We start from the raw sequence: 11,722 nt of genomic DNA, 5'->3' as shown, positions 1-11,722 counted from the left end.
CGTCTGCGGCGTAAGAGGGGGACAGGGGACAGGCCCAGGGCCGCACCCCCGCCCGCCCGGCGCGGCTGGCGCTGCGCCAGGTGCCGCAGGTCGAGGGCGCCGTGGTGGCCCTCGATCCGCAGACCGGCCGCGTCCTGGCCATGGCCGGCGGCTTCTCCTTCGAGAAAAGCTGGTTCAACCGGGCGACCCAGGCGCTGCGCCAGCCCGGCTCCTCCTTCAAGCCCTTCGTCTATCTGCCGGCGCTCGAGATGGGCATCCCGCCGAACCAGCGCCTGCTGGACGGGCCGATCGAGGTGCAGACCCCGCAGGGGCCCTGGCGCCCCGGCAACTACAGCGGCAACTTCAACGGCTGGGTGACCATGCGCACCGCCCTGCAGAAGTCGCTGAACCTGGTGACGGTGCGGCTGGCGCAGGAGATCGGCATCGACCGTGTCGCCGAGACCGCCAACCGCTTCCATGTCATCCCCAACATGCCGCGGGTGCTGTCGATGTCGCTCGGCGCCGGCGAGACCACGGTGATGCGCATGGCCGCCGGCTATGCCGCCTTCGCCGCCGGCGGCAAGGAAGTGACGCCGACGCTGATCGACACGGTGCAGGACCGCTTCGGCCGGCTGGTCTGGCGCGCCGACAACCGCCGCTGCGAGGGCTGCTCCAACGGGCCGAACGCCGAGCCGCCGCGGCTGGTCGACGAGCGCAAGCAGCTGACCGACCCGATCGCCGCCTACCAGATCGTCTCGCTGCTGCAGGGCGTGGTGCAATACGGCACCGGCACCCGCGCCGGCGCCGGGCTGAACCGCCCCGTGGCCGGCAAGACCGGCACCACCAACGACTACAACGACAACTGGTTCGTGGGCTTCACCCCCGACGTCGCGGTGGCCGTCTGGATCGGCTATGACGAGCCGCGCAGCCTGGGCAGCGGCGAGACCGGCGGCGGCAATGCGGCCCCCGTCTTCCACGACGTGGTCGCCGCCGCGCTGCGCGACAGCCCGCCGGTGCCGTTCCGCGCGCCGCCGGGGGTCGCCCTGGTCCGCGTCCAGCTGGACAACGGCCAGACCATCCTGGAGCCCTTCCGCCCCGGCACCGAGAACGCAGCCCGGCCGCCGATGGAGGAAAGCGTCATCTCCTCCGACACGCCGGCCGGCGTCGACAGCAACCTGGGCGGACTCTACTGAGGCCGCGTCTTTCGTCCGGGCGGCCTTTTCCACCACTTTTCTCGCACTGAAAACTGCAGCGCCGTCTTTCCTTCCGGAGAGACGGCATTTTGCTTTTCGGCACTTATTATTTCGGAGAAAGAGAAATACCAAAGTAATTTTACGTAATTATCGTGGATCACAAAGTATTTAGGCAAATAAATCGCTGTATATTCTCGCCAACATGAGGAAAGCTTCATCTCGGCACAGCAATTCCCAAGCGTCGAGAGCAGCCCCATGTCCCGTCCCTACATCGCCCCCGTCCTGCAGATCGTCGGCACCGCACAAAGCGAAGCCATCCGGGGCACTGCCCTGAACGAGGATCTCTACGGCGGCGCCGGCGACGACTGGATCCTGGGCGGCGGCGGCGCCGACTACATCGATGGCGGGCCGAACCACGACACCGCCGCCTTCGCCGGCGCCTCCAGCCTCTACGAGGTCGCCATCCGCGGCGGCGTGGTGACGGTGGAGGAGCGCGCCTCCGGCACCATGAGCTGGCTGGTCAATGTCGAGAGCCTGGCCTTCGACGATGTCAGCCTCGACCTGTCCGGCGTGCCGGCCTTCAGCCCGCAGCGCTACCTCGCCTCCAACCCCGACCTGATCCCGCTCTTCGGCCTCGATTCCGCCGCCGCCGCCTGGCACTACCTGCAATACGGCTTCGACGAGGGCCGGCCCTTCCACAGCTTCAACGGGCTGGAATACATCGCCGGCCATGCCGACCTGATCGACGCCTTCGGCGCGGATTCTGGCCAGGGCTATGCCCATTACATCAGCTTCGGCTTCGCCGAGGGGCGCGACACCCGCCCCTTCAACGGGCTGATCTACATCGCCAGCCACGACGACCTGATCGACGCCTTCGGCGCCGACCGCGAGGCGGGCGCCATCCACTACATCAACTACGGCGTCGCCGAGGGCCGCGCCCAGGGCGACTTCAACGGGCTGGACTACATCGCCTCCTATGGCGACCTGATCGATGCCTTCGGCGCCGACTACGATGCCGGCGTCGCCCATTTCATCACCTATGGCCGGGACGAGGGCCGCGACCGCGACGATTTCGACGCCGCCGCCTATCTGTCCAAGTACGAGGACCTGCAGGCCGCCTTCGGCACCGACTACGACGCCGCGACCGCGCACTTCATCACCTTCGGCCACTACGAGGGCCGCAGCGACGATCTGATCGCCTGAGATTTTTCGGTCGATTTCTCGCACCGAAAACAATGCAGCGCCGCCTTTCCCCAGGAGAGGCGGCGCTTTCCCTTTTGGAGTATTTTTTGCGGAATAAGATAATTAGCGGCGTAATTCTCTGGGATATTTCGCGATCACAAAGTGTTTATGTTAATAAATATCTATGTATTCTCGCATGCCTGGGCGAAGCTTCCCCGGTCACCCAGAAACGAGACATCGAGACCCGCCCATGGACCGTCCCACCATTGCCCTGAAGCTCGCTGGCACCCCCGGCAACGACCGCCTCCTCGGCTCCGGCCGCAACGAGGACATCTATGGCGATGCCGGCGATGACTGGATCCAGGGCAATGGCGGCAGCGACTATATCGACGGCGGCCCCGGCTTCGACACCGTGGCCTTCGCCGGCGCCGCCAGCCTCTATGCGGTGCAGACCCGCGGCGGCGTGACGACCGTGCAGGAGCTCGGCACCGGCGCGGTCAGCTGGATGGTCAATATCGACCGCCTGGCCTTCGACGGCGGCAGCCTCGACCTGGGCGCGCCCGCCTTCAGCCCGCAGCGCTACGTCGCCTCCCACCCCGACCTGATCAAGGCCTTCGGCCTCGATTCCGCCTCGGCCGCCTGGCACTACGCGCAGTTGGGCTTCGCCGAGGGCCGCAGCTTCGACGCCTTCAACGGCCTCGACTACATCGCCGGCGCCGACGATCTGATCGCGGCCTTCGGCGCCAATGCCGGCCAGGGCTATGGCCACTATATCGCCCATGGCTTCGCCGAGGGGCGCGACCCGGGCGCCTTCAACGGCCTGACCTATATCGCCAGCTATGACGACCTGATCGATGCCCTCGGCGCCGACCGCGAGGCGGGGGCGGCGCATTACATCACCTATGGCGCCGGCGAGGGCCGTGCCCGCGGCGACTTCAACGGGCTGGAATACATCGCCTCCCATGCCGACCTGATCGGGGCCTTCGGCGCCGATTACGATCGGGGCGTCGCCCATTTCATCGCCAACGGCCGTGCCGAGGGCCGCAGCCGCGACGATTTCGACTCCGTCGCCTATCTGTCCAAGTACGCCGACCTGCAGGCCGCCTTCGGCACCGACTACGACGCCGCGACGTCGCATTACATCACCAACGGCTATGCCGAGGGGCGCAGCGACGACCTGCTCGGCTGACCCTGCTGGGCAGGCGCCACTGGACAGCGGGGTGGGCGGGATAGTATCCCCGCCCACCCCGCTGCCGTTTCCGCGGTGCCACCCTGCGGGGGATGGCGCCCCCTGCCAGGCAGGCGGACCCAGTGCGAGCGAAGGAAGACACGATGCGCGCCGATGCCGAGGCCCTGCGCGGCCAGATCGAGGATTCCATCGCTCTGCTGCGCCGCCACCTGGACTGGGAGGTGGCGCTGCGCCGGCTGGACGAGGTCAATGCCCGCGCCGAGGACCCCACCTTGTGGGAGAAGCCCGACGAGGCGCAGGCCGTCATGCGCGAGCGCGGCCGGCTCGCCGACCAGGTCGAGGGCGTGAAGAAGCTGGAGCAGGGCGTCACCGACGCGCTGGAGTTGATCGAGCTGGCCGAGGCCGAGGGCGACAGCGCCACGGCGGACGCCGCCATCGCCGACCTGCAAGGCTTCGCCGCCGAGGCCAAGCGCCGCGAGATCGAGAGCCTGCTGTCCGGCGAGGCCGATTTCCGCGACTGCTTCGTGGAAGTGAATGCCGGCGCCGGCGGCACCGAGGCGCAGGACTGGGCGCAGATGCTGCTGCGCATGTATTCCCGCTGGGCCGAGAAGCGCGGGCTGAAGGTGCAGCTGACGGAAGAATCCGAAGGCGAGCAGGCCGGCATCAAATCCGCCACCATCCAGGTGACCGGCCCCAACGCCTATGGCTGGCTGAAGACCGAGAGCGGCGTCCACCGCCTGGTCCGCATTTCTCCGTTTGACGCCGCCGCACGGCGCCAGACCTCCTTCGCCAGCGTCTATGTCTTCCCCGTCATTGACGACAAGATCGAGATCGAGATCAACCCGGCCGACCTGAAGACCGACACCTTCCGCGCCTCGGGCGCCGGCGGCCAGCACGTCAACAAGACCGAATCCGGCGTGCGCTTCACCCACCTGCCCACCGGCATCGTCGCCGCCTCGACCCAGGACCGCTCGCAGCACCGCAACCGCGTCATCGCCATGGATATGCTGAAGGCGCGCCTCTACGAGCTCGAGCTGCGCAAGCGCGAGGAGATCAACGCCGCGACCGAGGCCGGCAAGACCGACATCGGCTGGGGCCACCAGATCCGCTCCTACGTCCTGGCACCCTACCAGCTGGTCAAGGACCTGCGCACCAATGTCGAGAAGGGCAACCCCGACGCGGTGCTCGACGGCGAGCTGGACGACTTCATGGCCGCCGCCCTGGCGTCGCGCGTCGGCGCCACCCGCAGCGAGGCGAGCGCCAACGCCAGGTAAAGGTCAGGGGAAGGCCAAGGGGAAGGCCAGGGGGGAATGAATTCCCCCTGGACCCCCTTCTTCTTTCTGGGGTGACTGCCGTGTCAGCGTGGTCACGCGGGACGCGCCACCAAGACCGCCACGCGACCTGTCAGCGAGCGACCATGGACGACCTCTTCCCCGACTCCCTTCGCCCGCAGGACCGCCACGATCCGGGCGGCAAGGTGCGGCTGGCGGTCAGCGGCGACGTGGTCAGCCGGGCCGAGTTCTCCGCCTGCGGCCGCTACCGGACCTTCCTGGAGCGGCGCTGGGACGGGCAGCCCTTCGGCAGCCCAGGGCTGGTCGCCTGGATCATGATGAACCCCTCCACCGCCGACGAGCAGGTCGACGACCCCACCGTCCGCCGCTGCCGCGACTTCACCCGGCGCTGGGGACACGGGGCGATGGTGGTGCTGAACATCTTCGCGCTTCGCGCCACGAAGCCTGCGATGCTGCTCGAGGATGCCGACCCGGTCGGGCCGGGCAACGACGCGGCGATCCGGCTCTGGGCCGGGCAGGCGTCGCGGGTGATCGCCGCCTGGGGGCTGCCGCCGAAGCCGTTGCGCGCCCGTGGCCGCGCGGTCGCCGCGATGCTCGCCGCCGATGGCGTTCAGGTCGAGGCGCTGAAGGTCACCCAGTCGGGCGAGCCTGGCCATCCCCTCTACATCGCCGGCGACACCGTCCCAGTGGCTTGGCCTTAACTGCCAGAAATAGAAGGGGGTCTGGGGGGATACTTCCCCCCAGCCTTTCTTATGCCTTGGCCAGCACGTCCCCGATCTCCTCGAGGATCAGCGGATCGTCGATGGTCGGCGGCACGGTGTAGCTTTCCCCGTCCGCCAGCTTCCTGAGCGTCGCGCGCAGGATCTTCCCCGACCGCGTCTTCGGCAGCCTTTGGACGATGCTGGCCCGCTTGAAGGCGGCGACCGGGCCGATGCGGTCGCGGACCAGGGCGACAAGCTCGGCTTCCAGCTGTGCCGGGTCGGGCTGGCTGCCTGACTTCAGCACCACCAGCCCCATCGGCACCTGGCCTTTCAGCGCGTCACGGATGCCGATCACGGCGCATTCGGCGACGTCCTTGTGGCTGGCCAGGACTTCCTCCAGCGCGCCGGTCGACAGGCGGTGGCCGGCGGTGTTGATGATGTCGTCGGTGCGCGACATCACCCAGACATAGCCCTCGGCGTCGATCATGCCGGCGTCGCCGGTGTTGTAGTAGCCGGGGAAGGCCTCGAGATAGGCCTGGCGGAAGCGGTCGTCGGCGCGGAACAGGCTGGGGGCGCAGCCGGGCGGCAGCGGCAGGCGGATCGCCAGGCTGCCGGTCTCGCCGGCGGCGACGGGTTTCCCGTCATCGCCCAGCGCCTGGACGTCGTAGCCCGGGGCGGGCTTGCCGCCGGAGCCCGGGCGCATCGGGAACAGGCCCGCGCCGCGGAAATTGCCGGTGATGCACCAGCCGGTCTCGGTCTGCCACCAGTGGTCGATCACCGGGCGGCCGTCCAGCAGGCGCTCGGCCCAGAGGGCGGTGTCGGCGTCGCAACGCTCGCCGGCCAGGAACAGCGCCTGCAGCTTCGACAGGTCGTGCTGCGCCAGCAGCCTGCCCTCGGGGTCTTCCTTCTTGATGGCGCGCAGCGCGGTGGGGGCGGTGAACAGGGTCTTCACCCCGTATTCGGCGCAGACCCGCCAGAAGGCGCCCGCATCGGGGGTGCCGACCGGCTTGCCCTCGTAGACGACGCTGCTGCAGCCGGCGAGCAGCGGCGCATAGACGATGTAGGAATGGCCGACCACCCAGCCGACGTCGCTGGCGGTCCAGCAGGTGTCGCCGGGGGCAAGCCCGTAGAGCAGCGGCATGGAATGGGCGAGTGCGACCGCATAGCCGCCGGTGTCGCGCAGGATGCCCTTGGGCTTCCCGGTCGTGCCGCTGGTGTAGAGGATGTAGAGCGGGTCGGTCGCCGCGACATCGACGCAAGGGTGCGGCGCGGCGGCCTCGATCGCTTCCAGAAGGTCTTCGTCACGGCCGTCGACCAGCGCGCCCGGCGAGGCCTCCCGCCGGAGAATCAGACAAAAATCCGGCTGGTGCGGCGACAGGCCCAGCGCCGCGTCGAGCAGCGGCTTGTAGGGGACGACGCGCCCGGGCTCGAGCCCGCAGGAGGCGGCGATGACCGCCTTCGGCGTCGCGTCGGCGATGCGGGCGGCGAGCTCGGCCGCCGCGAAGCCGCCGAAGACCACGGAATGCACGGCGCCGAGCCGGGCGCAGGCCAGCATGGCGACCAGCGCCTCGGGCACCATCGGCATGTAGATGACGACGCGGTCGCCCTTGCGCACGCCGCGCGCATTCAGGGCGCCGGCCAGCCGCGCGGTGCGGTCGAGCAGCTCGGCATAGGTCAGCCGCGCCTTCTGGCCGCTGACGGGGCTGTCCCAATAGAGAGCAACCTGGTCGCCGCGGCCGGCGGCGACATGGCGGTCGAGGGCGTTGTGGCAGAGGTTCAGCCGGGCATCGGGGAACCAGCGGCCATAGGGACCCTGGTCAGGGTCGAAGATCCTGGCCGGCGGGCTGGACCAGTCGATGGCGCCGGCGGCGCGGGCCCAGTAGCGCTCGGGGTCGCGCTGCCATTCGGCATGGACGGCAGCATGTCCTTTCGACATGGCGGTGGCCTCCCTTGGCGTTCTTGTCCGTTGCCGGAAAGCCCCGGCTCCGGAAAACGCAGGGGGGCGCAAGGCCCCCCTGGTCCGTCAGGCGCGGCGACCCGGCAGGGTCAGCGGCGCAGCGTGGCCGGGCGGACGCCGGGCGCGGGCGCCGTGTCGTCGGCGAAGATGTCGCGGTCCTTGGTCTCGGGGACGAAGAGCGCGCCGATCACCACGGTCACCAGGGCGATGACGATCGGGTACCAGAGGCCGAAATAGACGTCGCCGGTCTGCGCGATCATGGCGAAGCTGGTTGCCGGCAGCAGCCCGCCGAACCAGCCGTTGCCGATGTGGTAGGGCAGCGACATCGAGGTGTAGCGGATCCGCGTCGGGAACAGCTCCACCAGCGCCGCGGCGATGGGGCCGTAGACCATGGTGACGTAGATCACCAGCAGCGCCAGGACCAGGACCAGCACGCCGGTCTGCTCGCGGAAGATGTCGAAGGGATGCGCCATCTTCACGACGGTCGGATTGGCCGCCGCCGGATAGCCGGCCGCGGTGATGGCGGTGCCGAGCGCCTGGCCGAAATTCGGCACCGTGGTGGAGATGGTGGTGCCGGCGATGTTGACCACGGCGGGGCTGCCGGCCGGGGCGCTCTCGACGCGGTAGTTGACCGAGAGCCGGGCGAGCGCCGCCTTGGCGATGTCGCAGCTGTTGGTGAAGCGCGCCGTCCCGGTCGGGTTGAACTGGAAGGAGCAGTTGGCCGGGTCGGCCTGCACGGTCACCGCGATGTTCTGGTGGGCGGCATGCAGGGCCGGATTGGCCTCGGCGCTCATCAGCTTGAACAGCGGGAAATAGGTCAGCGCCGCCAGCAGGCAGCCGCCCAGGATGATCGGCTTGCGGCCGATCTTGTCCGACAGCCAGCCGAAGAAGACGAAACCGCCGGAGCCGAGCAGCAGGCCCCAGGCGATCAGCAGGTTGGCGCTGTAGCTGTCGACCTTCAGCACGGTGCCGAGGAAGAACAGCGCGTAGAACTGGCCCGTGTACCAGACCACCGCCTGGCCGGCGACCAGGCCGAGCAGCGCCAGGATGGCGATCTTGGCGTTCTTCCACTGGCCGAAGGCCTCGGTCAGCGGCGCCTTGGACTGGGTGCCCTCCTCCTTCATCTTCTTGAAGGCGGGGCTTTCCTGCATGCGCGAGCGGATCCAGACCGAGATCGCCAGCAGCAGGATCGAGACCAGGAAAGGCACGCGCCAGCCCCATTCGCGGAAGGCGGCCTCGCCGGTGATGGCCTGGGTGCCCAGGATGACGATCAGCGACAGGAACAGCCCGCCCGTCGCGGTGACCTGGATGAAGCTGGTGTAGAAGCCGCGGCGGCCATGCGGCGCATGCTCGGCGACATAGGTGGCGGCGCCGCCGTATTCGCCGCCCAGCGCCAGGCCCTGCAGGCAGCGCAGCACGATCAGGATGACCGGCGCCAGGATGCCGATCTGCTCGGCGGTGGGCAGGATGCCGACGATGAAGGTCGAGGCGCCCATGATCACGATGGTGACCAGGAAGGTATATTTGCGGCCGACCAGGTCGCCGAGCCGGCCGAAGACCAGGGCGCCGAAGGGCCGCACCAGGAAGCCGGCGGCGAAGGCCAGCAGGGCGAAGATGTTGCGGGTGCCCTCGTCGAAGATCGGCTGCCCGTCGGCGCCCAGCACGGTGAAGAACTTGGCGGCGATGAAGCCGGCCAGCGAGCCGTAGAGGTAGAAGTCGTACCACTCGAAGACGGTGCCGAGCGAGGAAGCCACGATCACGCGCTTCTCCTCGCGCGTCATCGGCCGATTCGCCGCATCTGTCCGTGGAATCGCGGATGCCATTGTCGAACCTATTCCTGCCCTGGACAGCGCGATGCCGTCGCGCCGCCGTTTCTTGTTGATCTGCCGCGTGCTTGGCCACGCGGGTGGTCGCGGCCCGGCCCGTCCTCCGGCCCGGCTTCGACGGCCGGCTCACCTGGGGCAGGGCCGGAGAGGCCACGTCGCGACGCGCATGAAGCAAGTTTCACCCGTGCCACGTCTCCGCTGCCAGCCTGCGCGAAGACGATCGGGAACGGCAATGGAATTTTAGCGGTTTTGCACTGCGGGCGCGGTGCGGCGCGGGCGCGGCGCGGCCGGGGCGCCCGGCCCGCGGTTGCAACGCTTGGCGGCCGGGGCCGTTGGTCCCATATGGAGATGGTGGCCGCTCTCCGCTCCGACGGACCCCGGCGCTCGATCCCCCTGCCTCCGCCCGGAGAGACCCCGGAGAGACCATGGCCCGCTTCCCCGCCTTCCCCGCGCTCCGGCCGAATCCCGCGCCGTGTCGCGGCCTGCGTGAAAAGCGGCTGGCATCTTCCTCGCCGGCGCGTCAGCATGGGGAGGGAAGGAAGCCTTGATGGATACGATCCGCACACTGGCTGACCATTCGATCCGCCGCGTGCTCAGCGCGCTGGCGCTCGGTATCGCGGTGATCATGGCGGTCCTCGCCGCCGAGCCGCCGCTGGCGGTGCAGAGCGGCGCGCTGCTGACTGCGGCCGTGTGGCTCGGCCTGTGGGGCGCGGCGCTGCGGGTGCCGCATATGGACCTGCGGCGGACCTCGCTGTGGCGCCAGCTCTCGGTGCTGGCGGGCGAGGGGGCGCAGCGGCTGCGTGGCGTGCGCGGCCACCGCCAGCTGGCCGCCGTGCTGGCCGAGCGGCTGATGTGGCATGCCGACCGCACCGCCCTGGCCGCCCTCGGCCTGGGCAGCCTGGCGCTGCTGCTGCACGGGGCGCGCCTGCTCCACAACTGAACCCGCCGGGCCGGCCCGGCGGAAGCGAGTTGACGGCAGCTCCCGCCGGCGCGAAAGCTTGGGTGCAGCGCAGCGCAGCCCGTGCCGCGCCCAGGGGAAGGTGAGGGGCCATCAACGACCGCGACATCACGCTGCTCCTGGACGCCATGCGCGGCCAGGAGGCGCCACCCCCCGTGCCGCCGGTGAAGTACAGCCTGGACCAGTCGGTCGGCCACCTGCTGCGCCGCGCACATCAACGCCATGCCTCGCTGTTCCAGGACCGCGGCGCGGTGGGCGGGCTGACGCCGACGCAGTTCGCGACGCTGCTGAAGCTGGGCGAGCTCGGCCGGGCCACGCAGAACGCGCTGGGCCGGGCGGTGGCGCTGGACCCGGCGACGATCCAGGGGGTGGTGGCGCGGCTGCGCGACCGCGGCCTGGTCGAGGTCAGCCGCGATCCGCTGGACCGCCGCACCGTGGTGCTGTCGCTGGCGCCGGCCGGCGAAGCGGTGCTGTCGGAAGCCGTCGGCCAGGGCCGCCGCGCCAATGAGCAGCTGCTGGCGCCGCTGACCGCCGAGGACCGCCAGGACCTGATCCGCCTGCTGCGCCGTCTTCTCGGCTAGTCGCGCCCGCTTGCTGGCGGGCGCGGCTTGACGTTGCCCTGGGCCGCTGCTGTGCTGCGCGCCGGCCCGAGGGGGAATGATCCGGGGCCGCCGTGTCCGCGGAAAGGGCTGCGCCCACACCCCCTGGCTGGATGCCCCGGTTCCGCCGTCGCACCCTTTCCGGCCTGAGCGGCGGACACAGGCCCGAGGAAGGGGCGTCCCTTGTCCGATCCGTTCCGGTTGAATCTCGAGCAGCAACGCAAGCGTGCCAAGGAGCTGCTGGCCGCCGCCCGCGCCGGCGAGGCCGCGGCGCTGGCCCGCTTCCGCCGCCACCATCCTGCAGCACCGCCGGACGGCCCGCTGCCGCCGCGGCTGCTGCGGCTGTCGGAGGCGCAGCTGGTCGTCGCCCGGGCCCTGGGCCTGGCGAGCTGGCCACGGCTGGCCACCCATGTCGCCGCGCTGTCCGGGCTGCGGGCGCGCATCGCCGCCGGCGGCGCGGCGCCCGATGCCGAAATGCCGACCCTGCATCTCCGCTGCGGCAGCGACATCGCGCCGGCGCTGCGCCAGGCCGGCTTCCTCGGCGAGTTCCTGGAGGTGTCCGACCCGCTCTGCCTGGGGCCGGTGCCGGAGGGCGAGGGCTGGCAGGCAGCGCGGATCGACTTCCTGGCGGAGGCCTTCGGCGGCGCCATGGGGCTGGACCGCGCGGCGATCGCGGCGCGGCAGGCGGCGGCGGAGGAGGGGCTGGCACGGGCCGCAGGCTTTGCCCGCGTGGTGCTGTGGTTCGAGCACGACCATTACGACCAGCTGCTGCTGGCGCGCTGCCTGGCGGCGCTGGCCGCCACGCCGCCGCCCCGGCTGGAGATGGTCAGCGCCGGGTCGTTTCCC

10 protein-coding genes are annotated in these 11,722 nt (G+C 70.1%); 8 read left to right on the top strand and 2 right to left on the bottom strand.

Features of this window, described 5'->3' with window-relative positions; genetic code table 11:
* Nucleotides 1–80: 80 nt before the first annotated feature.
* The 5 genes from BKE38_RS25125 (at nt 81) to BKE38_RS25105 (ending at nt 5,536) form a co-directional block, all read left to right on the top strand.
* Nucleotides 81–1,172, top strand: coding sequence for a penicillin-binding transpeptidase domain-containing protein (locus BKE38_RS25125; protein ID WP_242662568.1), 1,092 nt, complete (start codon nt 81–83; stop codon nt 1,170–1,172).
* Between the two features lie 255 nt (nt 1,173–1,427).
* Nucleotides 1,428–2,375 carry a calcium-binding protein gene (locus BKE38_RS25120; RefSeq protein WP_076959955.1) on the top strand — a complete coding sequence of 316 codons (948 nt, stop codon included), beginning with the start codon at nt 1,428–1,430 and terminating at the stop codon, nt 2,373–2,375.
* A 229-nt stretch (nt 2,376–2,604) separates the two neighbouring features.
* A complete protein-coding gene (locus tag BKE38_RS25115) occupies nt 2,605–3,543 on the top strand; it encodes a calcium-binding protein (protein WP_076959954.1) in 939 nt (312 codons plus the stop codon).
* A gap of 143 nt (nt 3,544–3,686) precedes the next feature.
* The gene (gene prfB / locus BKE38_RS25110; protein ID WP_076959953.1) at nt 3,687–4,817 is read left to right on the top strand and encodes a peptide chain release factor 2; all 1,131 of its coding nucleotides are present in this window, start codon (nt 3,687–3,689) and stop codon (nt 4,815–4,817) included.
* Between the two features lie 143 nt (nt 4,818–4,960).
* Nucleotides 4,961–5,536 carry a DUF1643 domain-containing protein gene (locus BKE38_RS25105; RefSeq protein ID WP_076959952.1) on the top strand — a complete coding sequence of 192 codons (576 nt, stop codon included), beginning with the start codon at nt 4,961–4,963 and terminating at the stop codon, nt 5,534–5,536.
* A gap of 49 nt (nt 5,537–5,585) precedes the next feature.
* Here BKE38_RS25105 and BKE38_RS25100 read toward each other — a convergent pair whose 3' ends face one another.
* Nucleotides 5,586–7,472: an AMP-binding protein gene (locus BKE38_RS25100; protein WP_076959951.1), complete on the bottom strand. Its 1,887-nt coding sequence runs from the start codon at nt 7,470–7,472 to the stop codon at nt 5,586–5,588.
* A gap of 110 nt (nt 7,473–7,582) precedes the next feature.
* Nucleotides 7,583–9,253 (bottom strand): MFS transporter, encoded by a 1,671-nt coding sequence (locus tag BKE38_RS25095; RefSeq protein WP_420014336.1) that lies wholly within the window; start codon nt 9,251–9,253, stop codon nt 7,583–7,585.
* Between the two features lie 613 nt (nt 9,254–9,866).
* Here BKE38_RS25095 and BKE38_RS25090 point away from each other — a divergent pair.
* The 3 genes from BKE38_RS25090 to BKE38_RS25080 form a co-directional block, all read left to right on the top strand.
* Nucleotides 9,867–10,259, top strand: a complete 393-nt coding sequence (locus tag BKE38_RS25090; protein WP_076959949.1) for a hypothetical protein — start codon at nt 9,867–9,869, stop codon at nt 10,257–10,259.
* Nucleotides 10,260–10,432: 173 nt separating this feature from the next.
* On the top strand, nt 10,433–10,858 hold the full coding sequence (locus tag BKE38_RS25085) for a MarR family winged helix-turn-helix transcriptional regulator (protein WP_207553672.1): 426 nt from the start codon (nt 10,433–10,435) through the stop codon (nt 10,856–10,858).
* Between the two features lie 201 nt (nt 10,859–11,059).
* Nucleotides 11,060–11,722 (top strand): DUF1835 domain-containing protein (locus tag BKE38_RS25080; RefSeq protein WP_131829718.1); only part of this gene is annotated, 663 nt, incomplete at its 3' end.

This window comes from Teichococcus deserti (assembly GCF_001982615.1).
GTDB lineage: Bacteria > Pseudomonadota > Alphaproteobacteria > Acetobacterales > Acetobacteraceae > Pseudoroseomonas > Pseudoroseomonas deserti.
Note: the sequence above shows the minus strand (reverse complement) of the source record. Positions and strands in the feature narration are given on the sequence as shown.

Excerpts from the sequence above, each read along its gene's own strand:
- prfB (WP_076959953.1), top strand. The coding sequence starts at position 3,687 with ATGCGCGCCGATGCCGAGGCCCTGCGCGGCCAGATCGAGGATTCCATC.
- BKE38_RS25120 (WP_076959955.1), top strand. The coding sequence starts at position 1,428 with ATGTCCCGTCCCTACATCGCCCCCGTCCTGCAGATCGTCGGCACCGCA.
- BKE38_RS25105 (WP_076959952.1), top strand. The coding sequence starts at position 4,961 with ATGGACGACCTCTTCCCCGACTCCCTTCGCCCGCAGGACCGCCACGAT.
- BKE38_RS25090 (WP_076959949.1), top strand. The coding sequence starts at position 9,867 with ATGGATACGATCCGCACACTGGCTGACCATTCGATCCGCCGCGTGCTC.
- BKE38_RS25100 (WP_076959951.1), bottom strand. The coding sequence starts at position 7,472 with ATGTCGAAAGGACATGCTGCCGTCCATGCCGAATGGCAGCGCGACCCC.
- BKE38_RS25115 (WP_076959954.1), top strand. The coding sequence starts at position 2,605 with ATGGACCGTCCCACCATTGCCCTGAAGCTCGCTGGCACCCCCGGCAAC.